This is a genomic window from Streptomyces sp. NPDC101225, assembly GCF_044767585.1.
Lineage (GTDB): Bacteria > Actinomycetota > Actinomycetes > Streptomycetales > Streptomycetaceae > Streptomyces.
In genome coordinates this window covers 111,080-133,277 of sequence record NZ_JBIWOE010000012.1, presented here as the reverse complement: position 1 = coordinate 133,277, position 22,198 = coordinate 111,080, and the positions used below count along the sequence as shown (strand labels likewise).

The 22,198-nt window shown below is 72.5% G+C and carries 23 protein-coding genes and 1 pseudogene; 15 read left to right on the top strand and 9 right to left on the bottom strand.

What is annotated here, in order from left to right; translation table 11 throughout:
- Position 1 precedes the first annotated feature (1 nt).
- The 6 genes from ACIRPX_RS19400 (at position 2) to ACIRPX_RS19375 (ending at position 4,125) form a co-directional block, all read left to right on the top strand.
- Entirely contained in the window at positions 2 to 520 is a 519-nt protein-coding gene (locus tag ACIRPX_RS19400; protein ID WP_404195726.1) for an NUDIX domain-containing protein, read from the top strand.
- 10 nt (positions 521 to 530) lie between these two features.
- On the top strand, positions 531 to 923 hold the full coding sequence (locus ACIRPX_RS19395; RefSeq protein ID WP_404195723.1) for a YidH family protein: 393 nt from the start codon (positions 531 to 533) through the stop codon (positions 921 to 923).
- On the top strand, positions 920 to 1,249 hold the full coding sequence (locus tag ACIRPX_RS19390; RefSeq protein WP_404195720.1) for a DUF202 domain-containing protein: 330 nt from the start codon (positions 920 to 922) through the stop codon (positions 1,247 to 1,249). The genes ACIRPX_RS19395 and ACIRPX_RS19390 overlap by 4 nt, the downstream gene beginning before the upstream one ends.
- Before the next feature lie 146 nt (positions 1,250 to 1,395).
- Positions 1,396 to 1,692 (top strand): hypothetical protein, encoded by a 297-nt coding sequence (locus ACIRPX_RS19385; RefSeq protein ID WP_404195717.1) that lies wholly within the window; start codon positions 1,396 to 1,398, stop codon positions 1,690 to 1,692.
- Positions 1,693 to 1,881: 189 nt separating this feature from the next.
- Positions 1,882 to 2,904 (top strand): phosphotransferase family protein, encoded by a 1,023-nt coding sequence (locus ACIRPX_RS19380; RefSeq protein ID WP_404195714.1) that lies wholly within the window; start codon positions 1,882 to 1,884, stop codon positions 2,902 to 2,904.
- A 6-nt stretch (positions 2,905 to 2,910) separates the two neighbouring features.
- Positions 2,911 to 4,125 (top strand): acyl-CoA dehydrogenase family protein, encoded by a 1,215-nt coding sequence (locus tag ACIRPX_RS19375; RefSeq protein WP_404195711.1) that lies wholly within the window; start codon positions 2,911 to 2,913, stop codon positions 4,123 to 4,125.
- Between the two features lie 54 nt (positions 4,126 to 4,179).
- Here ACIRPX_RS19375 and ACIRPX_RS19370 read toward each other — a convergent pair whose 3' ends face one another.
- Genes ACIRPX_RS19370 through ACIRPX_RS19360 form a run of 3 tightly spaced genes read right to left on the bottom strand, consistent with a single transcriptional unit; the run spans position 4,180 to position 7,256 of the window.
- Positions 4,180 to 4,773 carry a TetR/AcrR family transcriptional regulator gene (locus ACIRPX_RS19370; RefSeq protein WP_384253067.1) on the bottom strand — a complete coding sequence of 198 codons (594 nt, stop codon included), beginning with the start codon at positions 4,771 to 4,773 and terminating at the stop codon, positions 4,180 to 4,182.
- A 45-nt stretch (positions 4,774 to 4,818) separates the two neighbouring features.
- Complete coding sequence (locus ACIRPX_RS19365) at positions 4,819 to 6,486, bottom strand: class I adenylate-forming enzyme family protein (protein ID WP_404195707.1); 1,668 nt, start codon at positions 6,484 to 6,486, stop codon at positions 4,819 to 4,821.
- Positions 6,483 to 7,256, bottom strand: coding sequence for an SDR family oxidoreductase (locus ACIRPX_RS19360; protein WP_404195704.1), 774 nt, complete (start codon positions 7,254 to 7,256; stop codon positions 6,483 to 6,485). Before ACIRPX_RS19360 ends, ACIRPX_RS19365 begins: the two co-directional genes overlap by 4 nt.
- Before the next feature lie 172 nt (positions 7,257 to 7,428).
- Between ACIRPX_RS19360 and ACIRPX_RS19355 the strand changes: the two genes are divergently transcribed.
- Together ACIRPX_RS19355 and ACIRPX_RS19350 are read left to right on the top strand one after the other, a co-directional pair.
- Entirely contained in the window at positions 7,429 to 8,673 is a 1,245-nt protein-coding gene (locus tag ACIRPX_RS19355; protein ID WP_404195701.1) for an exo-beta-N-acetylmuramidase NamZ domain-containing protein, read from the top strand.
- Positions 8,674 to 8,753: 80 nt separating this feature from the next.
- Complete coding sequence (locus ACIRPX_RS19350; RefSeq protein ID WP_404195698.1) at positions 8,754 to 10,076, top strand: serine-threonine protein kinase; 1,323 nt, start codon at positions 8,754 to 8,756, stop codon at positions 10,074 to 10,076.
- A gap of 31 nt (positions 10,077 to 10,107) precedes the next feature.
- Here the strand turns inward: ACIRPX_RS19350 and ACIRPX_RS19345 are convergent, their stop codons facing one another.
- Positions 10,108 to 12,891, bottom strand: a complete 2,784-nt coding sequence (locus ACIRPX_RS19345) for a penicillin acylase family protein (RefSeq protein WP_404195695.1) — start codon at positions 12,889 to 12,891, stop codon at positions 10,108 to 10,110.
- A 222-nt stretch (positions 12,892 to 13,113) separates the two neighbouring features.
- On the opposite strand from ACIRPX_RS19345, the gene ACIRPX_RS19340 reads away from it, so the two are divergent.
- The 3 genes and pseudogenes from ACIRPX_RS19340 to ACIRPX_RS19330 all read left to right on the top strand — a co-directional run bounded on the left by ACIRPX_RS19340 (position 13,114) and on the right by ACIRPX_RS19330 (position 15,218).
- Entirely contained in the window at positions 13,114 to 13,716 is a 603-nt protein-coding gene (locus tag ACIRPX_RS19340; protein ID WP_404195692.1) for a hypothetical protein, read from the top strand.
- 96 nt (positions 13,717 to 13,812) lie between these two features.
- Positions 13,813 to 14,559, top strand: coding sequence for a 3-keto-5-aminohexanoate cleavage protein (locus ACIRPX_RS19335; protein WP_404195689.1), 747 nt, complete (start codon positions 13,813 to 13,815; stop codon positions 14,557 to 14,559).
- Positions 14,560 to 14,585: 26 nt separating this feature from the next.
- Positions 14,586 to 15,218: pseudogene (locus ACIRPX_RS19330) on the top strand (hypothetical protein).
- 17 nt (positions 15,219 to 15,235) lie between these two features.
- Here ACIRPX_RS19330 and soxR read toward each other — a convergent pair.
- The gene (soxR, locus tag ACIRPX_RS19325) at positions 15,236 to 15,721 is read right to left on the bottom strand and encodes a redox-sensitive transcriptional activator SoxR (RefSeq protein WP_404195686.1); all 486 of its coding nucleotides are present in this window, start codon (positions 15,719 to 15,721) and stop codon (positions 15,236 to 15,238) included.
- A gap of 108 nt (positions 15,722 to 15,829) precedes the next feature.
- Between soxR and ACIRPX_RS19320 the strand changes: the two genes are divergently transcribed.
- Positions 15,830 to 16,291: a MaoC family dehydratase gene (locus tag ACIRPX_RS19320; protein WP_404195683.1), complete on the top strand. Its 462-nt coding sequence runs from the start codon at positions 15,830 to 15,832 to the stop codon at positions 16,289 to 16,291.
- A 9-nt stretch (positions 16,292 to 16,300) separates the two neighbouring features.
- Here the strand turns inward: ACIRPX_RS19320 and ACIRPX_RS19315 are convergent, their stop codons facing one another.
- The 3 genes from ACIRPX_RS19315 to ACIRPX_RS19305 form a co-directional block, all read right to left on the bottom strand.
- The gene (locus ACIRPX_RS19315) at positions 16,301 to 16,924 is read right to left on the bottom strand and encodes a TetR/AcrR family transcriptional regulator (protein ID WP_404195681.1); all 624 of its coding nucleotides are present in this window, start codon (positions 16,922 to 16,924) and stop codon (positions 16,301 to 16,303) included.
- A 91-nt stretch (positions 16,925 to 17,015) separates the two neighbouring features.
- Positions 17,016 to 17,261, bottom strand: coding sequence for a YiaA/YiaB family inner membrane protein (locus ACIRPX_RS19310; RefSeq protein WP_404195678.1), 246 nt, complete (start codon positions 17,259 to 17,261; stop codon positions 17,016 to 17,018).
- Between the two features lie 72 nt (positions 17,262 to 17,333).
- Positions 17,334 to 18,485, bottom strand: a complete 1,152-nt coding sequence (locus ACIRPX_RS19305; RefSeq protein WP_404195675.1) for an acyl-CoA dehydrogenase family protein — start codon at positions 18,483 to 18,485, stop codon at positions 17,334 to 17,336.
- A gap of 89 nt (positions 18,486 to 18,574) precedes the next feature.
- Between ACIRPX_RS19305 and ACIRPX_RS19300 the strand changes: the two genes are divergently transcribed.
- From ACIRPX_RS19300 to ACIRPX_RS19290, 3 genes are all read left to right on the top strand, one after another.
- Complete coding sequence (locus ACIRPX_RS19300; protein WP_404195672.1) at positions 18,575 to 19,216, top strand: TetR/AcrR family transcriptional regulator; 642 nt, start codon at positions 18,575 to 18,577, stop codon at positions 19,214 to 19,216.
- A gap of 46 nt (positions 19,217 to 19,262) precedes the next feature.
- On the top strand, positions 19,263 to 19,976 hold the full coding sequence (locus tag ACIRPX_RS19295; protein WP_404195669.1) for an ArsR/SmtB family transcription factor: 714 nt from the start codon (positions 19,263 to 19,265) through the stop codon (positions 19,974 to 19,976).
- 101 nt (positions 19,977 to 20,077) lie between these two features.
- Positions 20,078 to 21,028, top strand: a complete 951-nt coding sequence (locus ACIRPX_RS19290) for a DMT family transporter (protein ID WP_404195949.1) — start codon at positions 20,078 to 20,080, stop codon at positions 21,026 to 21,028.
- Between the two features lie 75 nt (positions 21,029 to 21,103).
- On the opposite strand, the gene ACIRPX_RS19285 is transcribed toward ACIRPX_RS19290, so the two are convergent.
- A complete protein-coding gene (locus ACIRPX_RS19285; protein ID WP_404195666.1) occupies positions 21,104 to 22,195 on the bottom strand; it encodes a zinc-binding dehydrogenase in 1,092 nt (363 codons plus the stop codon).
- Positions 22,196 to 22,198 lie beyond the last annotated feature (3 nt).

Genomic DNA, 22,198 nt, shown 5'->3' with positions numbered 1-22,198 from the left:
TATGACGAGCCCCGCAGACGAGATCCTCGACATCGTCGACGAGCACGACCAGGTGGTCCGGCAGTCCCCGCGCGGCGCGGCCTACGCCCAGGGCCTGCGCCACCGCTGTGTGTTCATCGAGGCCAGGGACGCGCAGGGCCGCCTCTTCGTCCACCGCCGCACCCCGACCAAGCTGGTCTTCCCCTCCCGCTACGACATGTTCGTCGGTGGCGTGGTCGGCGCGGGCGAGTCCTACGACGAGGCGGCGCTGCGCGAGGCCGAGGAGGAGCTCGGCGTCTCCGGCCTCCCGGCCCCCCGCTTCCGCTTCAAGTTCCTCTACGACGACGGCGCCGGCCACAGCTGGTGGTCGGCGGTGTACGACGTGCGCTGCGAGCTGCCGGTCAGCCCGCAGGCCGAGGAGGTGGCCTGGCACGACTTCCTGCCGGAGGCGGAGGTGGAGCGGCGTCTGACGGAGTGGGACTGGGTGCCGGACGGACTGGCCGCCTATCGGCGCCTGAAGGCGTTCCGTTCCGCCGGATAAGGTCCTTCGCGTGATCGCATTCGTACGGAACGTCCGCCTCTGGTTCGCGCCCGAGGGCGTGCGCGAGGAAGGCAGCACGCCCGACTACCGCTTCTCGCTGGCGAACGAGCGCACCTTCCTGGCCTGGCTGCGCACGGCGCTCGCCCTGATCGGCGGCGGGTTCGCGGTGGACCAGTTCCTGCCCGACCTGCGCTGGGCCTGGCGTGTCGGGCTGGCGCTGGCCCTGCTCGGCGCGGGCGGGCTGTGCTCCCTGCGGGCGGTCAACCACTGGATGCGCTGCGAGCGGGCGATGCGCCGCGGGGAGGACCTGCCCGCCTCCCGGTTCCCGGCGGTGCTGAGCGTCGTGGTCGCCGTGGTGGCCGTCGCGATGGTCGTGGTCGTGATCGTCGGGTGGGAGGGATGAGTGCCGTCCCCGACCGCGACCCCGGCCTGCAGCCGGAGCGCACCCGCCTGGCCTGGCGGCGCACGACCCTGACGAGCACGGTCGCCGCGGTCCTCGCCGGCAAGAGCGCCCTGCACGGCGGGGCCTCCGCGGCGGGAGTCGTCGCCTGCGTCCTGCTCCTCGCCCTCTGGTTGGGCTTCCTGCTGGTCGCCCACCACCGCATCCGCGCCCTGGCCGCGACGGGCATCCCCCCGGCCCTGGCCCCGCGGTACGCCGCGGCCGCCGTCCTGTGCACGGTGGCGATGGCATGGTGCGGAGCGGCGCTCGTGCTCCAGGCGCAGAACTGACGGACGGTGCCGGCGGGCGGGACACCGGGGCGAGCGGGCGGGCCGCGGCCTTCCTCCCGGCGCCACGCAACCGGGATGCCCCGATATGGGGCACATGCGTGGCAGCCTGTGCGTCGTCATCACCCGTACCCCCGAAGGTGAGCACGATGACCCCCCTCCATCAGGAACACGCCTCCCACGCACACGACCACGGCCCGGACTGCGGCCACACGAAGGTGCCGCACGGCGATCACGTCGACTACGCGCACGGCGGGCATCTGCACCGGGAGCACGGCGGCCACTGGGACGAGTGCGAGGCCGAGGAGCACGTCCCGCACGAGGGCCACGACCACCGGCACGGCGACGGCTGCGGCCATGAGAGCGTGCTGCACGGCGACCACGTCGACTACCTCCACGACGGGCACCGGCACGCCGCGCACGACGGCCACTGGGACGACCACTGACGCCGGCCGGGGCCCGCTGACGGCCCCCGGCCCGGCCGGAACCGGCCTCCCGGCAGCTCCCCGCGGCACCGCGCGGGGAGCTGTCGGCCTATCGTGGCCCGGATCACGTTCGGCTTCCGCACTGGACGGCATACCGACCGGTCGGCATCATTGGTCGGGACACGTTGCCGCGCCCGCGAAGGAGCACCGATGAGCCCCGACCACCCGCCAGGTCTCGATCTCGACCGGCTGCGCGGCCTCCTCGACCAGGAACGGCCCGGTCTGGTGCATGGCTCCCTGACCGGCCGGCTGATCGAGGGCGGACGGTCGAACCTCACGTACTCGGTCTCGGACGGCACGTCCCGCTGGGTCGTCCGGCGGCCCCCGCTCGGCCATGTGCTGGCCACCGCGCACGACATGAAGCGGGAACACCGCGTGATCAGCGCCCTGCACCCGACGAACGTCCCGGTGCCGCGCCCGGTCCTGCTGTGCGAGGACGAGCAGGTGCTCGGGTCCCCGTTCTACGTCATGGAGTTCGTGGAGGGCACGCCGTACCGCACCGCCGACCAGCTCGCTCCCCTCGGCCCGGAGCGCACCCGGGACGCCGTGCTGTCCCTGGTGGACACCCTGGTCGAGCTGCACGCGGTGGACCCCGCCGAGGTGGGTCTCGCCGGCTTCGGCCGCCCCGAGGGCTTCCTGGACCGGCAGCTGCGCCGCTGGGGCAAGCAGCTGGACGCCTCCCGCAACCGCGACCTGTCCGGCATCGACGAGCTGCACGCGACGCTCGGCCGGCACCTTCCCCGGTCCCCCGCGCCGGCCGTGGTGCACGGCGACTACCGGCTCGACAACGTCCTGATCGGCGACGACGACCAGATCAAGGCGATCCTCGACTGGGAGATGTCCACACTGGGCGATCCGCTCACCGACCTCGGCCTGCTGGTGATGTACAGCATGCCCCTCGGGCTGCCGAAGTCCCCCGTCTCCACCACGGCCGAGGCGCCCGGGCACCCGGATCCGGCCGAGCTGATCGAGCGGTACGCCGCGCGCTCGGGGCGCGACGTCTCCGCGGTCTCCTGGTACACGGCGTTCGCCTGGTTCAAGCTCGCCGTGATCCTGGAGGGCATCCACTACCGCTACACCCTGGGCCAGACGGTCGGCCGCGGCTTCGACCGCATCGGTGACCTGGTGCCCGTGTTCATCGAGCACGGCCTGACCACTCTTCAGGAAGGCTGATCAGTCATGGACTTCGCGTTCGACGCGCGCACCGAGGAACTGCGCGCCCAACTCCTCGCCTTCATGGACGAGCACGTCTACCCGGCCGAGGCGGTGGCCGAGGAGCAGCGGGCCGCGCTGGCGTCGCCGTGGGACACCCCGGCCGTGGTGGAGGAGCTCAAGGCCGAGGCGCGCCGGCAGGGCCTGTGGAACCTGTTCCTGCCGGACGCCGAGCACGGTGCCGGGCTGACCAACCTCCAGTACGCGCCGCTCGCCGAGATCACCGGCCGCAGCCCGCAGCTGGCGCCCACGGCGACGAACTGCGCGGCGCCCGACACCGGCAACATGGAGGTGCTCGCGCAGTTCGGCGACGAGCGCCAGAAGAAGCAGTGGCTGGAGCCGCTGCTCGCCGGCGAGATCCGCTCGGCGTTCGCGATGACCGAGCCGGAGGTGGCGTCGTCCGACGCCACGAACATCACGACGCACATCGAGCGCGACGGCGACGACTACGTCGTCACCGGCCGCAAGTGGTACATCTCCGGGGCGATGAACCCGGACTGCAAGATCTTCATCGTGATGGGCAAGACGGACCCGGACGGCGCGGACATCCGCCGCCAGCAGTCCATGGTCCTGGTCCCGCGGGACACGCCGGGCGTCACCGTGAAGCGCGCCATGCAGGTGTTCGGCTACGAGGACCACTACCACGGCGGCCACGCCGAGGTGATCTTCGACCACGCGCGCGTGCCCGTCTCGAACCTGATCGGCGAGGAGGGCGGCGGGTTCGCCATCGCCCAGGCCCGCCTCGGTCCCGGCCGTATCCACCACTGCATGAGGCTGATCGGCATGGCGGAGCGGGCGATCGAGCTGATGTGCCGCCGGGCGGTCTCCCGCACGGCGTTCGGCAAGGCACTGGCCCAGCAGGGCGTGGTGCAGAACTGGATCGCGGACGCGCGCGTGGCCGTCGAGCAGCTGCGGCTGCTGGTGCTGAAGACGGCCTGGCTGATGGACACCGTCGGCAACCGGGGCGCCCACACGGAGATCCAGGCCATCAAGATCGCCACCCCGCGCGCGGTGGTCGACATCCTCGACCGCGCGATCCAGCTCCACGGCGCGGGCGGCGTCAGCCAGGACTTCCCGCTCGCCGAGCTCTACGCCGCCGCCCGCACCCTGATGCTGGCGGACGGCCCGGACGAGGTGCACCAGCGGTCGCTGGCACGGCGGGAGCTGAAGAAGTACCTGTAAGGGCAAGCGGTAGGGGGCGGTCGCCGTGGCGACCACCCCCTACTCGTGCGCTCGTTACGGGCGCAGTGCCCGCAGCAGCAGGTCCGCCAGGTGGTCGGCGACCTCCTGCGGGCCCATCGGGCCGTCCGGGCGGTACCAGGTGGACAAGTGATGGACGGAGCCGAAGTGGTAGTCCACCACCAGGTCGGCCGGGGTCGCCGTGGAGAAGACGCCCGTCTGCTGGCCCTCCTCCACCAGCGCACGGAAGCGCTCGTGGTAGCGCCGGCGCTCTGCGCGCACCTGCTTGTTCTTCTCCGGGCTCAGATGGTGCATCGAGCGGAAGAAGATCATCGCGTCGTCGAGGTTCTCGATGGTGGTGACGACGACGTCGGCCGCCGCGCCCCGCAGCCGCTTCTCGATCGGCTCGTCCGCGTCCGCGAACGCGTCGAGCCGCTCCTGCTGGACGCGCAGCACGCGCGCGTACACCTCGTGCAGGAGGTCGTCCTTGGAGCCGAAGTAGTGGTACAGCGCCCCCTTGGTGACGCCAGCCGCCTCGACGATCTCCTGCACCGAGGTGCGATCGTAGCCCTGCTCGGCGAAGAGCCTGGTGGCGGCGGCCAGCAGCCGCTGCGGGACGGGCGTGCCGTCACCGTCCGTCGTCCTGGGCACTGTGCCGCCACCTGCCTTCCGGTCTTTCTGCCGTTCTCGACGTACTTATTCGCTGTGCTGCGGCCGGGAGCGGAGCTCCCGCCGGAGGATCTTCCCACTGGCCGTCTTCGGCAAGTCGGGCAGGATCTCCACCTGCCGCGGGTATTTGTAGGCAGCCAGTCTCTCCTTGCAGTACATCGCGAGTTCACCGGGGTCCGTATCCGTTCCCGGCCGGAGACTGATGTACGCCTTGACGGTCTCGCCGCGATAGCCGTCGGGCACCCCGACGACGGCGGCCTCGCGCACCGCCGGGTGCGTGTAGAGCACGTCCTCGACCTCGCGCGGCCACACCTTGAAGCCGGAGGCGTTGATCATGTCCTTCTTGCGGTCGACGACGTAGAGCCAGCCCTGCTCGTCCATGAAGCCGATGTCGCCGGTGCGCAGCTCACCGCCCGGGAACGTCTCGGCGGTGGCGTCCGGCCGCCGCCAGTAGCCCGGCACGACCTGCGGCCCGCGGACGACGATCTCGCCCTGCTCGCCGAAGGGCATCTCCTGCCCCTGGTCGTCGACGATCCGTACGACCGTCTCGGGCCCCGGCACGCCCACGGCCAGCGTCCCGGAGACCGGGTCGACGGGCGCCTCCCGGTCGGGCGGGACGGAGGCGCAGGGCGCGGTGCACTCGGTCAGGCCGTAGCCGTTGCGGATGTACGGCCCGAAGCCGGCCCGGAACTTCTCCACCAGGGCGGGCGGCAGGGGCGCGCCGCCGCTGGAGATGACGACGAAGGAGGAGAAGTGGTCCGGACCGGCCTCCGGGTGCGCGGCCAGCGCCATGAAGGCCGTGGAGGGACCCACCGTGTAGTGCGGCCGGTGCTCGGCGAACGCCTCCAGCACGACACCCGGTTCGAAGCGGTACGTCAGCACGAGCGTGCCCGCGCTGTTCAGGCACGCCCCGAGCTGGCAGACCATGCCGGTGATGTGGAACAGCGGCGCCAGCGCGTAGTAGACGGGCGCGTCCGGCAGCCCCAGCCCCGTCCGCTGCCGCTCGGCGTTGTACATGATGTTGCCGTGCGTGTTGGTGGCGCCCTTGGGGGTGCCGCTGGTACCCGAGGTGTAGCTGATCAGCGCGATGTCCGACGGGCCGGGTGCGCGGCCCTGGGGCGCCTCGTAGCCGGCCCGGGCCACGGTGGTCAGGTCGGCGGCGTCCGCGGCCTGCGGCTGCCGCTCGAAGGCGAGCACGCGCGCGTCCCCGCGCGTCTGGAAGTCCAGCTCGCAGCCGGTCAGCACGATCCGCACGGGCGAGTCCGCGGCCGTCTCGCGCAGATACGTCTCCCAGGCGCGGTCCGAGCAGACCAGCGCGGCCACCTCGCCGTCCCGCAGGACATGTCCCACCTCCCCCGACTTGTACATCGGGTTGACGGGCACGACGGTCGCGCCGGCCTTCCAGGCGCCCAGCAGGGCGAGCACGAACTGCGGGGAGTTCTGCAGCAGGATCGCCACCCGGTCGCCGCGCTCCAGTCCGCGGGCGGCCAGGTGCCCGGCGACCGAGTCGCTCAGTTCGTCGACCTCGCGGTAGCTCAGCCTCCCGTCGAAGTAGGCGAGGCAGTCCCGCTCGGGGGTCTCGGCGGCGACCCGCCGCAGGGAGTGCACCAGGGAGTGGTCGGGCCGGATCGGTGCGCGCTGGGCGTCGTTCAGCAGGGCCACCCAGGGCCTGGCCTCGTACCGGGAGCCGGTCACCGCACCTCCTCCCACTTCTGCTGGAGGTGGTTCATGCCGGTCAGCCAGCGGTCCGGCTCCGCGGCGCGGGCCTGGTAGTACGCGGCGACCTCGGGGTGCGGAAGGATCAGGAACCGGTCCTCGCCGATGCCCTTGAACAGGGCGTCCGCGACGTCGGAGGGCTCGACCGCGGTCGGCCTGAGCACCAGGTCGCCCGCGGCGCCGGTGGCGGCGAGCATGTCGGTGCGCACGCCCTGCGGGCAGATCGCGTGCACCTTGATCCCGCGGTGGCGGTAGGTCAGCGACAGCCACTCGGCGAAGGCGTAGGCCCCGTGCTTGGTGACGCTGTAGGAGGGCGCGCCGATCATCGTCAGCAGCCCGGCGGCGGAGACGGTGGACACGAACCGCCCGCTCCCGCGCTCCAGCCAGTCCGGCAGCAGCTGGTCCGCGGCACGGACGTGCGCCATCACGTTGACGTCCCAGGAGGTCGCCCAGGACTTCTCGTCGGCGGACAGCCCCCGGGCCCCGTCCTCGAAGGCGACCCCGGCGTTGGCGCAGTACACGTCGACGGTGCCGCCGAGCGCCTTCTTCGCCTCGGCCACGATCCCGGAGGCGTCGCCGGGCACCGCGGTGCCCCCGATCTCGTCGGCGACGGCCCTTGCCCGCGCCCCGTCGAGATCGTTCACGACGACCCGGGCCCCCTCGGCGGCGAACCGCCGTGCGATCGCGGCCCCGATCCCACCTCCGGCCCCCGTGACGACGACACCAGCACCTCGAACGGCTTCCACCATCGGTCTCCTTCGACAAAGGCTCGGCTCAGCACCCCGCGACGGCCAGACTAACCGGTCGGTATGTAACAGGAAAGGGTTGCCTGCAAGGTCTTGGGGGCGCGGGGAACCGCGCGACAGGCCACGATTCACCGCCACCTTTCCCACGACCGGCGGGAGCAATACCTTGCACCCCATGCGCCTATCCAGACGAGCCCTCCTCGCAGCGACCACGGCAGCAGCATCCTTCACCGCCGCACCTCCGGCCGGCGCCGCCGACGCCGGCCGCCACCGACCACTGCGCACCGGCTTCGAGAACCTCCGGGCGAGCGGCTACGCACCCCTGCGCGGCCGGCGTGTGGGAATCGTCACCAACCCCACCGGCGTCACCCGTGACGTGCGGCACATCGTCGACGTCATGCACGCGGACGATCGGGTGAACCTGGTGGCCGTCTTCGGCCCCGAGCACGGTTTCCGCGGCACCGCCCAGGCCGGCGGCTCCGAGGGCCGCTACGACGACCCCGCCACCGGCCTGCCCGTCTACGACACGTACCTCAAGAGCGGTCAGCCCCTCGCCGACGTCTTCACCACCGCCGGCGTCGACACGATCGTCTTCGACATCCAGGACGCCGGCGCCCGCTTCTACACGTACATCTGGACGCTGTACGACTGCATGGAGGCGGCCCGGCTGGCGGGCAAGCACGTCATGGTGCTGGACCGCCCCAACCCGGTCAGCGGCCGGTCGGCCCAGGGCCCGGTGCTGCACAAGGAGTTCGCGACCTTCGTGGGCAGGCAGCCGATCTCGCAGGCGCACGGCATGACCGTGTGCGAGCTGGCCCGGCTGTTCAACGGGGAGTTCCTCGACGCGCCCGTCCCGCTGGAGACCGTCCTCATGACGGGCTGGCGGCGCGCCGACTTCTACGACGCCTCCGCCCTTCCCTGGGTGCCGCCGAGCCCCAACATGCCCACACCCGACACGGCGTTGGTCTACCCGGGGACGTGCATGTTCGAGGGCACCAACCTGTCGGAGGGACGCGGCACGACCCGGCCCTTCGAACTCCTCGGCGCGGAGGGCGTCGACGGCCGCTGGGCCGCCGCGGTGGGCCGGCTGGGCCTGCCCGGTGTGCACTTCAGGGAGGCGTACTTCGCGCCGACGTTCTCCAAGTTCCAGGGCAGGACCGTCGGCGGGGTGCAGATCCACGTGTCCGACCGCGCGGCGTACGACCCGGTGCGCACCGGCATCGCCCTGCTGGTGACCGCCCGTCAGGTCTGGAGCGGATTCGCCTGGCGGTCCGACAACTGGATCGACAAACTGACGGGCTCCACGCACGTGCGGACGGCGATCGACGCGGGCGCGAGCACGGACGAGGTGGTCGCGGGCTGGCAGCAGGAGCTGACCGCTTTCCGCCGCATTCGCAAGGATTACCTCCTCTACAAGTGACTCGTGACGTATGGCCAACCTCGCCCGCCGGCAGGACGATGCGCCCACCACGCGTTGCTACGGGGGCGAGGGGGCCTGTCATGGCACAGCCGCAGATGAGTGTGACTCCCTACTGGGAGCTGACCTTCGACGCGGACGGGGACGTCGACGGCCGGGAGCGGGACAGGCTGCTGGGCGAGGTCACCCGCCGCGGCGTCCGCGACCTCATCGTCTTCGCGCACGGCTGGAACAACGACCGTTCGGGTGCCACCGCGCTGTACCGGCGGTTCTTCGCGCCCGTTCCGGGCCTCGCGCCGAACGCGAGGATCGGGTACGTGGGGGTGATCTGGCCGTCGATGCGCTTCAGCGACGAACCCGTCCCCAACTTCCCGAAGTCCGTGGTGGCCACTGAGGCGGAGGCCGTGCCGGGCCCCGCCCTCGACAAGGACACCCGGCACGCGCTGCTGGAGGCCTTCCCCGGCCGGGCCACGGTGGTCGACCAGATCGCGCGGATGCTGGACCAGCGGCCGGAGAACGAGATCGAGGAGTTCGGGCGGCTGGTACGGCTGCTGGTGGAGGTCGTGCCGGGCGGGCCGCAGCCCCTGTTCGCGGCGGACACGCTCTGCGAGGGCGTGCCGCGGAGCGACCCGGTGCTCTTCACCGGGGACGCGGCCACGCTCTGCGACGACTTCGCCCAGGCGCTGGCGAACCTGCGCTCCGGCGGTGACACCGCGGAGTTCAGCCTGCCCAACCCCTGGGACGGGGCGAAGGAACTGCTGCGGCAGGCGACGTACTACGCGATGAAGCGGCGCGCCGGCACCGTCGGCGAGCGGGGACTCGGGCCGCTGGTGGGGCAGTTGGCCAGCGCGGCGCCGGCGGTGCGGGTGCATCTCGTCGGGCACAGCTTCGGCGCCCGCCTGGTGTCGTTCGCGCTGCGCGGCCTGCCGGACGGCGTCCGCACGGTGAAGTCCGTGACGCTGCTCCAAGGGGCCTTCTCGCACTACGCGTTCGCGGCCCGGCTGCCGCACGACGCGCACGAGGGCGGCGTCCTGCAGGGGCAGCAGAACCGCGTCGACGGCCCCTTGGTGTGCTGCTTCTCCCGCTTCGACTCGGCGCTCGGCACGATCTATCCGCTGGCCTCGCGGATGGCGGACGACGCGCGCGGGCTGATCGAGGGCTTCGGCCTCACGGACCTGCTGGGCGCCCGGTGGGGGGCGATGGGGCACGACGGCGTGCAGGCGGTGACCGGCACGCGCGCGTACAAGCTCGCCGACGCGCTGAAGGCGACGCTGCCGGCGTCGGGCTGCGTCAACGTGGACGCCGCGGCCGTGGTGAGGACCGGCGGGCCGCCCTCCGGCGCGCACAGCGACATCGTGCACCCGGAACTGGCCAGGATCGTGCTGGCGGCGGGCCGCATCCGCTGACCCGCCGCCGCTGCCGCGTCGTCCGCGAGCGTCACCGGTGCGAGGTGTACTCCACCACCTGCTGGAAGGTGGGCCGGTTCTGCCAGCTGATGGTGCGGTGCTTGATGCCGCCCAGGGTGCGCTGGTTGATCGAGTCGGCGCACCACTGGTCGCCCGCCGAGCACAGGTCGTCGCCGGGGTAGACGTCGGACGCGGACGTGCCGGCCGCCTCCGTCAGCGTGCTGATCAGGATGTCCCGGCAGTCGCCCAGGCTGCCGCCGCCGCAGTACTTCTCGGCCAGCGGTCCCTTCACCGACTCACCCAGCACCGCCCGGATGTCCTTGTCGACATAGCTCCACCAGCCGAACTGGAAGGAACTGCCGGCGTGCGAGCCGGTGGGCCCGTGCCCGGCCGACGGGGACTCGTCGATCGGCAGGTCGGCGGTGAGCGCGCTGTACAGGTCGGTACCGAGACCGGGCTGGAACTCGGCCTTCACCAGCAGCGGCCACCAGGCGTCCAGGATGCGGATCGCGTCGGAGTCGGCGTACGTCTTCGAGCCCGCCGACGTCTCCGTGCGCCGGGCGCCCGCCGTGAGCCAGGCCCGCAGCTCGCTCACGGCCGCCTCGGCCGTGGGGTCGGTCACCGTACCGCTGTCGATGACCTTCAGCAGGTCCGGCAGCACGTCCTCGGCGCGCAGGTCGGCGAGCGCCGCGTCCGCCATGGCCTGCACCAGCTTCGTACGGGTCACCCCGCCGGCCGCGACCAGCTTCCTCACCCGGTCCTCCAGCAGGTTCCCGCGGTGGACCGAGCCGTCGCCCCAGCTCGCGGTCGTGTAGTCCAGGGCCTGCTTGTTGTTCCAGGAGACGTAGTAGTCCTGGTCGACGGAGTTGGGGTGCTGCGCGGCGGGCGTGTAGTCCGCCGTGTTGGTGGCCGGGTCCCAGTTCCTCCACTCGTAGGCGGCCTGCCCCCACACCGGGAACTCGGTGTCGACGCCGCTCGCGCGCACCGGGTTGTCCCCGCTGTTGTAGTAGGCGGTGTGCTGGGAGTCGGCGTAGAACCAGTTGAAGGTGTAGTTGATGTGCTGCACCGCGGACTGGAAGGTCTGCGGGCTCTTCACGTAGTCGGGGTCGTTGAGCATCTGGAAGCCGATGATCGAGTCGGCCTCGTGCAGGTAGGAGGAGCGCAGGGTGGTGTAGGCGACCTTCTTCCCGCCGACGGTCGCCCGGTAGGCGACCGGCCCGTACTTCGTTCTCCACACGCGCAGGGTGTACGACCCCGCCGCCGTGCCGTCGGCCGTGGTCGGCTTCCAGGAGTTCTTCTGCTCGACCTTCTCCATGGCCGTGCAGGTGCCGTGGTACAGGTAGTGGTACTCGTCCTGGCACAGCTCGACGGCGTAGGTGTCGATGATGTCCTGGCCCGATGTGGTCGCCGACCACGAGTAGTCCTGGCCGCGGCCGAGTTCGACGTACATGCTCAGGCCCGCGAAGGAGGCGCCACGGGCGCTGATGCCCGGGCCCTGGATCTCCTGGAGCATGAGCAGCTGCGGGGCGAAGTAGCCGGTCTGCGGACCGAAGACGGCGACCGGGTGGCCGCTCGCGGTGTACGCGCCGCTGACGACGAGGGCGTTGGACATGCCGCGTTTCGCGGAGCCGAGGGCGGTCGCGGTCGCCTGCCGGGCGGCCGCGGTGGCGCTCTGGCTCGCGCCGGTGCCGGTGGCGTCGTGGACCAGCGGCTCCGCGGTCACCGAGCCGGCGTCGGGCAGGGCCTCGCCCTGGGCGTTCGCGGGCTTGGTGCCGTAGGGGAAGCTCCGGCCGTCGTGGACGGTGAGGACGGCCTCGGGGTCGTTGCGCTCGCGGAAGGACTCCCAGACCTTGGTGCCCTCCTCCACCCCGTACTTGGACTGGGCGGCGATCAGTGACAGGGCGTTGTCGACCTCACCGCCACCGCCGGAACCGAACAGCGAGCCGATCACCGAGGCCAGCGCCACCAGGTCGGTCAGCTTGAAGTGGTCGATGGTGCCGGCGTTGGTGATCGCGTTCTTGTGCCCGGTCAGGACGTACTCGCCGGGGAAGTAGCGGCCCGAGTCCGAGGCGTCGATGTAGGAGTTGATGCCGGCGAGGTAGGCGTTCGCGTCGGCGAGGGCCTGCTGGCCGCGGGCCCCGTTGTCGGCGACCGCGTTGTCGATCTGGGCCTGCAGGTCGGCCTCGGTGTAGGGGGCGTTGCGGTAGAACTGCTGCTCCAGCCCCTGGTTGGCGGCCGCGCCGCCGGCGAACGACGTCAGCTGGCCGCGCCCCACGTGCCGGAACAGGTCCATCAGCCACAGCCGGTCCTCGGCCGCGGCGTACCCGGCCCCGAACTCGGTGCCGTAGCGCGTGGTGCCCGTGATGTGCGGCACACCCGTCTTCTTGTCACGGACGATCGTCACGTCGCCGCGTCCCGCGGGCTTCTCCGAGGAGGCGACCTGGTCGGAAGCGACCCCGAACGACGCGTCGTTGAAGAAGGTGTTGATCTTCGCGTCGGTGAGCGTGGAGTACTCCGACGCCAGGTTCGCGTACGGTCCGAGCTGGTCGTCCGCATGGGCGGGCTGGGTTCCGAAGGCCTGGTTGAGCAGGATCTGGGCCAGGGTCGCGTTGCCGTTCTCGCCCGGCGGCACGATGTCGGAGCACTGGCCGCCGCAGTAGTCGTTCGGGGCCGTGGCGGCGGCTGCCGTCGCCTGGGCCAGTGGGGACAAAAGACCAGCAATCAGGGCACATACGGATGCCGTCTTCAGGAACCCGGCGAGTCTGCCGGGAGTTCTCAGTCTGAACGGGGTGCTACGCGAGGTACGTCGTGGCATGGCAGCTCCTACCGACGGGGGTGAGCCGGGACGTTACCGCCGGTATCCCCGGGAGTGAAGATGAACATGCGTCAAGTTTCGGGAGTCGTACGACGGGCTTATGGAGGGCATCGGAAATCGGATGGAGCCGATTCGCTTGTCGATACGTCTATTCGGCGACGTCCCTACGACGACGCCGAAGTGACCGAAGTACAGGTGCAGGTGTGACGGAGGTGCAGGGCGATGGCCGGTTTCCGGAGTCTGGCGAGACAGGTCCGCGACCCGCGGTGCGATCTGGCACTGCGGCGCTACTCACTGCGCAAGTGCCTTGAGCGGTTCGCTCCCTACGGGCACAGGGCGACCTGGGACCATTTGTGCTCCCGGGCAGGGTTCGGTTCGGAGGACCGCTCCCCCGACCCGGTGCGGCTCGTGGCCGCACTGGAGGAACTGGAGGAAGCGCGCTCGGTCTGGCTGGCCTACGAGGTCGAGTTCGCCGAGCGGCGCAAGAAGGAGAAGCACGACGGGCTGCGCCGGCCGGGCACGGTCGACGACTGGCATCGGCTGACCTGGGGGGGGTTCGGTGTCGCCTGGTGCGACGATCCACGCGTGCACCCCCGGGAACCGCTGGCCGAAGTGCTGCGCCGGCTGATCGCCGCTCTGGAGCGTGAACCGGGGGCCGTCTGCCCGGTGTGCGGCGACGAACGCCTGATCTGGAAGTACGACCTGGACCACGAACCCTCGACCGGTCCGGTCTGCACACACTGCGGAATTCTCGTGCCACGGCCCGTGCTCAAGCCCGAGGCCCTGGCGGACGCAAGGCGCGGCAGGCTGCTCGTCTCGGCCTGAGCACGGCGGGGGTGCGCCGGGGATGCCGCACCCCCTGAAACCCTGACCTCCCGAGGCCACCGGCCAGTTGCCGGTGGCGCCTGCCAGGCTTGAGCCATGGTGCAGGTGTGTCTGAACGGACCGCGCGGGTCCGCCGACGGCGCGATGGTGCCGCTGACTCCGCAGGCGATGGCCGAGTCCGCGGCGCGGGCCGTGGCGGCCGGGGCGCGCGATCTCCATGTCCACCCCAAGTCGCCGTGCGGCCACGACTCGCTCTCTCCCCGCGTGCTCGCGCCGACCCTGGCGGCGATCCGGGCGCGGGTCGCGGTGCCGGTCGGAGTCACCACGGGCGCCTGGGCCGAACCGCACGCGGCGGACCGGCTGGAGCGGATCCGCGGCTGGGCCGGCCTGCCCGAGCCGCCCGACCACGCCTCGGTCAACTGGCACGAGGAAGGCGCCGAGGAGATCGCCGCGGCGCTGATCGAACTCGGGGTGGGGGTCGAGGCGGGCATCTGGTCCGGGACGGACGGAGCCGCCCGGTTCGCCGTCTCCCCGCTCGGCCCGCGGGTGCTGCGGGTGCTGGCCGAGGTGACGGACACCTCGGCGGACACGGCCGAGGACACGGCCCGCGCCCTGCTGTCCGGCGTGGGCCGCGCGCACGGCCGGCCGGTGCTGCTGCACGGCGAGGACGGCGGGGCCTGGCCGGTGCTGCGCCTGGCCGGGCGCCTGGGGCTCGCCACCCGCATCGGCCTGGAGGACACCCTGCTGCTGCCGGACGGCCGACGGGCCCGCTCCAACGCGCAGTTGGTGACCGAGGCGCTGGCCCGGTACGGCCCTCGTGGCCAGGAGGGGCAGCACGCCTGAGAGCCGTGTGCCCAGGGGGACCCGCGATGCCGGCGCTCCGCGTCACCGCCGGAGTGCCGACGCTCCACGCGCACCCGAACGCCGACGCGCTCGAACCGGCCCAGACGGGCCCCCGTCCCGCGGCCGTCGCCGAGGGCGCGGGCCGCCCTGGACGGCACGGACTTCGCGGAGCGGCTGGGCATCACCAGGCGGGTGCCGCCGATCCCGCGTGCCATGAGCGGCGAGGCCGAGTCCGCGCCCGGTCCGCTGCCCCCGGGCCGGCGTCGGGCACGCCGGGCGCGCGCCGGTCGGCCTCTTCGGCGAGGAGTACGGCGCGGGCGTCCAGGCCCTGGCCCACGGCGCCGACAGACGCCGCGAGGCCTCGGGTTGCGCCGTGTGCGACGTCGGCGCGGAGACCGACGACACCGTCCGGCGGCCGGACGCGGCCGAACTGCTCGACGGGGAGCCGCCGTTGGCGCCCCTGCGGGACGGGCGGCCGTACGGCATCGGACGCGTGCCGGGGATCGCGAGCGGGCCGACGAGTGGTGTCCGGGCGAGAACTGCGTCTGCGCGAGGGGGTCGTGATCCGCCCGGCCGCGGAGCGCTGCGGCCCGGCGATCGGCGGCAGGGCGGCCGGCGCGGTCTCCCCGACGCGCAAGGGCGGCACCGCGTACGGGTGAGCCGGGCCGGGCCCGGCTCAGCCCCGCTCCGGCGGCGTGCGGCGGCCGCCCGGCTCGATCATGAGCCGCGACCCCGAGCGGCTCTGCCCGAACACGTCGTCCGGGTTGGACAGGACGCAGGTGTCCAGGGACAGGCAGCCGCAGCCGATGCAGTCGGTGAGGTGGTCGCGCAGGCGGTTGAGCTGCTTGATCCGCTCGTCCAGCTCGGCGCGCCAGGCCGCGGAGAGCCGGGCCCAGTCCTCCCGGGTGGGGGTGCGCTCCTCGGGCAGCTCGGCGAGTGCCTCACGGATCGTGGCGAGGGGGATGCCGACGCGCTGCGCGGCCCGCACGAAGGCGACCCGGCGCAGCGCGTCACGGTGGTAGCGGCGCTGGTTGCCCGTGGTCCGCCGGCTGCTGATCAGGCCTTTGGACTCGTAGAAGTGCAGGGCGGAGACCGCGGCGCCGCTCCGCGCGGCGAGCTGGCCCACCGTGAGCTCGTGGATCTTCTCGGGAATCTGGGGCACCCCTCGAACCCTACCCACCCGCTCCCCGTGGCGGTCCGTTGACATCGGATGCGGGCCCGACCATGCTAAGCAGTTGCTTAGACATTGCGAGGCACGGGAGGCCGGGACATGGCAGAGCCGAGGATCTTCAGGTCCGTCGACGAACTGAAGGCGGCGGTGGGCGAACAGCTGGGGTACACCGACTGGCTGGAGATCGACCAGAAGCGGATCGATCTCTTCGCGGAGGCCACCGGGGACCACCAGTGGATCCACGTCGACCCGGAGAAGGCCGCCGCCGGACCCTTCGGCACCACCATCGCGCACGGCTATCTGACCCTCTCCCTGCTGCCGCTCTTCGGCCCGCAGCTGATGGGCGTCGAGGGGGTGCGGATGGGCGTCAACTACGGCACCAACAAGGTCCGTTTCCCCGCCCCCGTACCGGTCGGCTCGCGGCTGCGCGCCACCGCGAGGATCAGCGGCGTCGAGGACGTGGCGGGCGGCGTCCAGGTGGCCGTCGCCTACACCGTGGAGCGCGAGGGCGGCGAGAAGCCGGTCTGCGTGGCCGAGTCGGTGGCCCGCTTCTACCTCTGAGCCCGGCGGCTACGTGACCCCCACCATGCGCAGCACGAGGTCGGCGTAGAGCGCGCCGACCTCGTCCGGCGTCCAGGGGCCCTCGACGTTGAACCAGCGGGCGACGTCGATGCACAGCGAGAGGACGGCGAGGGTGGTGCCCTTCACGTCGAGCACGTCGAACTCGCCGACCGCCACGCCCTCCTCGATGACCGCCCGCACCTCGGCGTCGCAGCGCCGGCGCAGCGCGAGGATCTCCTCGCGGGCCTCGGGACCGAGCGAGTCCAGCTCGTACTGCACGACCCTCGCGGTGGTGCGCCCGCCCGCGTGCCAGCGGACGAAGGAGCTCACCGCGTCGGCGAGCCGCTCGGTCGCGGTGCCCTCGCGCCGGGCCGCCTTCTGCAGGATCTCCAGCGCCTTGGCGTGGCCGATCCGGCTGATCCGGTGCAGCAGCTCTTCCTTGGTCTTGTAGTGGATGTAGAGCGCGGCCGGGCTCATGCCCGCACGGCCCGCGATGTCACGGGTCGTGGTGGCGTGGTACCCCCGCTCGGCGAAGGCCTCCACCGCGGCGATCAGCAGTCGCCGGGCCGCGTCGGGCGTGACCTCGCCCCACGCGGCCGCCTCGCCGCCGGCCGTCTCCTCCGCCGTACTCATCGCTCGCCGACCCCTCTCGCAGACAGACACCCCACCATACCGCCGAAGGTGAGCGAGCGCTTAGGGTGCCCGCCCGCGCCTTCAGGGGACGTCAGAGCTTCTCGAAGGGATGGAACGCGCGCTCCGCCGCCTCCTGCCGGTCACGGATCACCTTGGCGAGAGTGAAGGCCGAGGTGACCAGGTACAGGACGGCGATCGCGAGGAACGCCCGCACCCAGGCGTCCGCGTTCAGCTTGAAGATGCCGATGGCGGTCGCGGCCATGGCGACGGCGAAGGAGGCGACGGCCTGGCCGTAGAAGGCGGCCGTGTTCTGCTGCTTGCCCGGTGTGTCACTCATGGGGACAAGCGTCGGCGGGCCTGGCCGGTGCCACATCCGCCGGGATACTCAGCTCGGCTACTCAGAAGACCCTCAGAACGCCGAGACTCCGGTCAGCGCACGCCCGATGAGCAGCTTCTGGATCTGGCTGGTGCCCTCGTAGAGGGTCATCACCCGGGCGTCGCGCAGCAGTTTGCCCGCCGGGTACTCGTCGATGTAGCCGTAGCCGCCGAAGACCTGGAGGGCGTTGCCGGCGGCGCGGACCGCGGCCTCGGAGGCGAAGAGCTTGGCCTTGGAGGACTCGACGGCGAAGGGCTGCCCGCGGTCGATCAGATCGGCCACCCGCCAGGTGAGCAGGCGCGCCGCGTCCACGTCCACGGCGATGTCGCTGATCAGCTCCTGCACCAGCTGGTGCCCGGCGATGGGCTTGCCGAACTGCTCGCGCTCGCCCGCGTACCCCACCGCCGCGTCCAGCGCGGCCTGCGCTATGCCCACGCATCCCGCCGCGACCGACATCCGCCCCTTGGCCAGCGCCGACATCGCGACCGAGAAACCCTTGCCCTCCTCGCCCAGCATGGCGGAGGCGGGGACGCGGACGCCGTCCAGGACCAGTTCCGCGGTGGCCTGACCGCGCAGGCCGAGCTTGCCGTGGACGGTGCGGCGGGTCAGGCCGGGGCTGTCGGCGGGTACCAGGAAGGCGGAGACGCCCTTGTGGCCGGGGGCATCGGTGGAGCGGGCGAACAGGAGCACCACATCGGCCCAAGTGCCGTTGGTGATGAACATCTTCGAGCCGTTGAGGACGTAGGCGTCGCCGTCGCGCACGGCGCGCGTGGTGAGGTTGCCCGCGTCGGAGCCGGTGCCCGGCTCGGTGAGGCCGAAGCAGCCGACGTACTCGCCGGAGGTGAGCCCCGGCAGCCACCGCCGCTTCTGCTCCTCGCTCCCCCGGGCCGCGATCGTCTTCGCGACCAGCCCGAGCGAGACGGACACGATGCCGCGCACCGAGGAGTCGCCGCGCCCGAGCTCCTCCGTGACCAGGCAGTACGCGAGGTGGTCGCCACCGCTGCCGCCGTACGCCTCGTCGACGGTGAGGCCGAGGAAGCCGACCTCGCCGAGCTTCTTCACGATCGACCGGTCGACCTCCTCCGCGCGGTCCCAGGCGACGGCGTGCGGGGCGATCTCGCGGTCCACGAAGTCCCGGGCGAGCCGCCGGACGGCGGCCTGCTCCTCGCTGAGCTCCAGGTTCATGCCGAGTCACCCCACAGAAGACGGATCTTGAAAGCCGGACATTTAAATTAGCACTGCTAGTTTCAAGGTGCAGCCCTACTATGTGCGCCATGGCCCGACCGCGCAAGCCCTTGCTCAGCACCGACCGCATCGTCGAGACGGCACGTGCGCTGGTGGACGCGGAGGGTCTCGCGGCCGTCTCCACACGCCGGCTCGCCGCGCAGCTGGGCGTCAGCGGCCCCTCGCTCTACAACCACTTCCGCACCAAGGACGAGATCCTGGAGGCGGTCGCCGACTCGGTGAGCGCGCAGGTCGACCTGTCCATGTTCGAGGACGGCCGGGAGTGGCGGACCGCGCTGCACGACTGGGCGGTCTCCTACCGCAGCGCCCTGCGCGACCACCCCCACATCGTCCCGGTCCTCGCCACCGGGCCCGGCCGCCGCCCGGCCGGACTGCGCCTCGCGGACGCGGTCTACGGCGCGATGGTCGACGCCGGCTGGCCGCCCGCACAGGCCACCTCCATCGGTGCGCTGATGCGGTACTTCGTCATGGGCTCCGCGCTCGGCTCCTTCGCCGGGGGCTTCGTGGACGACGCCGGCGCCTACGACCCCGCCGACTACCCCCACCTCGGCCAGGCCCACCTGCTCGCCGAGCAGCAGGAGAAGATCGACGAGCGGGCCTTCGAGACGGGGCTCACGGCCCTGCTGGACGGGCTGGCGCAGCAGTACGAGCAGGCCCGGCGGACCGGCTGAGACACTTCGGCCGGCGCCGAAGTGTCCGTGCCCCATCCTGGGACGCATGACCGCCAGGAATCCGCAGGCACCGCAGCTCGCCCGGCTCGCCGGGCTGATCGCCGACGAGACCCGCTCCGCGTGTCTGCTGGCACTGCTCGACGGACGGGCCTGGACCGCGAGCGAGCTGGCCCGGCACGCGGGCGTCGCCGCGTCGACGCTGAGCGAGCACCTGGGCAAGCTCGTCGCGGGCGGGCTGCTCACCGAGGAACGCCAGGGCCGGCACCGGTACGTGCGCCTCGCCGGCACCCGGGTCGCGCAGCTCGTCGAGGACCTGGCGGCGCAGGTGGACCCGGAGGGCGCCGTACGGCCGCGCGGTCTGCGGGAGTCGAGCGCGGCGTCGGCGATGGCGTGGGGCCGGACGTGCTACGACCATCTGGCGGGGCGGCTCGGCATCGCGGTCACCGACGCGATGACGCTGCGCGGGCTGCTGCGCCAGGACACGGGGTTCGCCCTGACGGACGCGGGCGTCGCGTGGTTCGGCAGCACGGGCATCGCCCTCGACCGCAAGGGGCGGCGGCCGCTGGCGCGGGCGTGTCTGGACTGGACCGAGCGGCGGCCGCATCTCGCGGGAGCCGCGGGAGCGGCGCTGTGCCGGCACGCCCTGGAGACGGGCTGGTGCGTACGCGTCGGCTCCGAGCGTGCCGTGAAGGTGACGCCGTCCGGCGCACGTGCGCTGGAAGACCTGCTGGGCGTGCCGGCGGCGGCCCTGCGCCGGTAGGACTCCGTCAGGCCGCTCTCGGTCCCGGTGCCGTCGTGCCGGGGCCCCGTCCGAAATCCGCGAGCCCGCTCCCCCTCCTCCCTCCTAGCCTCTGGAGCATGATGAACTCCCGTCGAAGCGAGCTGCTGGCCCCCGGGGCCGCGGCCGTCACCGTCGTGCTGTGGGCCTCCGCCTTCGTGTCGATCCGCAGTGCGGGTGCCGCGTACTCGCCGGGGGCGCTCGCGCTCGGGCGGCTGCTGTCGGGGGCACTGGTGCTCGGGCTGATGCTGGTGATCCGTGGGGAAGGGCTGCCGCCGCGGTCGGCCTGGCGCGGGATCGCGGTCTCCGGACTGCTGTGGTTCGGCTTCTACATGGTGGTCCTGAACTGGGGCGAGCAGCAGGTGGACGCCGGTACGGCCGCCCTGGTCGTGAACATCGGACCCGTCCTCATCGCGCTGCTGGGTGCGCGGCTGCTCGGCGACCCGATGCCGCCGCGGCTGCTCGCGGGCATGGCGGTGTCCTTCGCGGGCGCGGTGACGGTCGGCCTGTCGATGTCGGGCGACGGCGGCTCGTCGGTGCTCGGGGTGGTGCTGTGCCTGCTCGCGGCGGTCGGCTACGCGGCCGGGGTCGTCGCGCAGAAGCCGGCCCTGGGCAGCGCGAGCGCGCTGCAGACGACGACGTTCGGCTGCCTGGTCGGCGCGGTGGCCTGTCTGCCGTTCGCCGGGCAGCTGGTCGGCGAGGCGGCCGGCGCGCCGGTCTCCGCGACCCTCAACATGGTCTACCTGGGCGTCTTCCCGACCGCGCTCGCCTTCACCACCTGGGCCTACGCCCTGGCCCGTACGACCGCCTCCCGCATGGGCGCGACCACCTACGCGGTGCCCGCGCTGGTCGTCCTGATGTCGTGGCTGGCGCTCGGCGAGGTGCCGGGGCCGGTCACGCTCGGCGGCGGTGTGCTGTGCCTGGCGGGCGTGGCGGTGTCGCGGTCCCGGCCCAGGAGCCGGACGGCCCCGCCTCCCGCGACGCCGCGGGAGGCGCCGAAGCAGCGGCCCGAGGGCGCCCGCGACCCCGCGTGAACGCGGCCCGCCCGCACGGAATCGCCGGACGGTGCCAGGGCCCGGCGCGAGCCCCCCGACCGCCCGGCGCTCCCGCTACCGGCCCTCGAACACCACCAGTGCCCGGCCGCCCTTGCCCGCCAGCATGTTCTCGAACGCCGCCGGGATGCCGTCCAGGCCGATCCGCTCCGTGACCAGGGCGCCGAGGTCCAGCCGGCCCGCGCGGACGTGCTCGGCCAGCACCGGCAGGTCCTTCGCGGGGTCCGCGTTGCCGTACACGCATCCGGCCAGGGTCCGGCCCCAGTGGAAGATCTCCAGGGCGTTGAAGGTGACCTGCTGGTCCTTGCCGCCGATGCCGACGACCGTCGTACGGCCGCCGCGCCGGGTGGAGTCCCAGGCCGTGCGGATCGTGGCCGCCCGGCCGACGCACTCGATCGCGACGTCGACCCCCTGCTTGTCCGTCAGGCCGCGGATCTCACGGGCCGTCGTGTCGGAGGCGAGGACGTAGTCCGTGGCGCCCGCGCCACGCGCCAGTTCCTCCTTCTCCGGCGAGACGTCCACGGCGACGATGCGCGCGGCACCCGCGATCCGGGCCGCCTGGAGTGCGGCCAGGCCCACTCCCCCGACGCCGTACACCGCCACGGTCTCGCCGGCCTCCACCCGCGCCGAGTGGTGGACGGCGCCGTAGCCGGTGAGGACCGCGCAGCCCAGCAGGGCGGCGTCGGTCAGCGGGATGCCGTCGGGCAGCGGCAGGACGCAGCCCGCCGCGACGACGGTCTCCTCGGCGAAGGCGGCGACGTTCAGGCCGGGGTGCAGGTCCGAGCCGTCGCCGGTGCGACGGGCGTAGACGTCGGCGGCGCCGTTCAGGGCGTTGGCGCACAGCCACACCTCGCCGAGCGAGCAGGCGTGGCAGCTTCCGCAGGAGGGGGCCCAGTTGAGGACGACCTCGGCGCCGGGCGCGACATGGGTGACGCCCTCGCCGACGGCGACGACGGTGCCCGCGCCCTCGTGGCCGAGGACGGCGGGGACCGGCACCCGCATGGTGCCGTTGGACAGGGACAGGTCGGAGTGGCACACCCCGGCCGCGGCGAGCCGGACGCGGACCTGGCCGGGGCCGGGGTCCGGGAGGTCGATCCCGGTGATCTCCAAAGGGGCGCCCACGGCGGGGAGAACTGCTGCGCGAACCACGGG

Excerpts from the sequence above, each read along its gene's own strand:
- ACIRPX_RS19400 (WP_404195726.1), top strand. The coding sequence starts at position 2 with ATGACGAGCCCCGCAGACGAGATCCTCGACATCGTCGACGAGCACGAC.
- ACIRPX_RS19390 (WP_404195720.1), top strand. The coding sequence starts at position 920 with ATGAGTGCCGTCCCCGACCGCGACCCCGGCCTGCAGCCGGAGCGCACC.
- ACIRPX_RS19385 (WP_404195717.1), top strand. The coding sequence starts at position 1,396 with ATGACCCCCCTCCATCAGGAACACGCCTCCCACGCACACGACCACGGC.
- ACIRPX_RS19380 (WP_404195714.1), top strand. The coding sequence starts at position 1,882 with ATGAGCCCCGACCACCCGCCAGGTCTCGATCTCGACCGGCTGCGCGGC.
- ACIRPX_RS19375 (WP_404195711.1), top strand. The coding sequence starts at position 2,911 with ATGGACTTCGCGTTCGACGCGCGCACCGAGGAACTGCGCGCCCAACTC.
- ACIRPX_RS19360 (WP_404195704.1), bottom strand. The coding sequence starts at position 7,256 with ATGGTGGAAGCCGTTCGAGGTGCTGGTGTCGTCGTCACGGGGGCCGGA.
- ACIRPX_RS19355 (WP_404195701.1), top strand. The coding sequence starts at position 7,429 with ATGCGCCTATCCAGACGAGCCCTCCTCGCAGCGACCACGGCAGCAGCA.
- ACIRPX_RS19350 (WP_404195698.1), top strand. The coding sequence starts at position 8,754 with ATGGCACAGCCGCAGATGAGTGTGACTCCCTACTGGGAGCTGACCTTC.
- ACIRPX_RS19345 (WP_404195695.1), bottom strand. The coding sequence starts at position 12,891 with ATGCCACGACGTACCTCGCGTAGCACCCCGTTCAGACTGAGAACTCCC.
- ACIRPX_RS19340 (WP_404195692.1), top strand. The coding sequence starts at position 13,114 with ATGGCCGGTTTCCGGAGTCTGGCGAGACAGGTCCGCGACCCGCGGTGC.
- ACIRPX_RS19335 (WP_404195689.1), top strand. The coding sequence starts at position 13,813 with ATGGTGCAGGTGTGTCTGAACGGACCGCGCGGGTCCGCCGACGGCGCG.
- ACIRPX_RS19320 (WP_404195683.1), top strand. The coding sequence starts at position 15,830 with ATGGCAGAGCCGAGGATCTTCAGGTCCGTCGACGAACTGAAGGCGGCG.
- ACIRPX_RS19315 (WP_404195681.1), bottom strand. The coding sequence starts at position 16,924 with ATGAGTACGGCGGAGGAGACGGCCGGCGGCGAGGCGGCCGCGTGGGGC.
- ACIRPX_RS19310 (WP_404195678.1), bottom strand. The coding sequence starts at position 17,261 with ATGAGTGACACACCGGGCAAGCAGCAGAACACGGCCGCCTTCTACGGC.
- ACIRPX_RS19305 (WP_404195675.1), bottom strand. The coding sequence starts at position 18,485 with ATGAACCTGGAGCTCAGCGAGGAGCAGGCCGCCGTCCGGCGGCTCGCC.
- ACIRPX_RS19300 (WP_404195672.1), top strand. The coding sequence starts at position 18,575 with ATGGCCCGACCGCGCAAGCCCTTGCTCAGCACCGACCGCATCGTCGAG.
- ACIRPX_RS19295 (WP_404195669.1), top strand. The coding sequence starts at position 19,263 with ATGACCGCCAGGAATCCGCAGGCACCGCAGCTCGCCCGGCTCGCCGGG.
- ACIRPX_RS19290 (WP_404195949.1), top strand. The coding sequence starts at position 20,078 with ATGAACTCCCGTCGAAGCGAGCTGCTGGCCCCCGGGGCCGCGGCCGTC.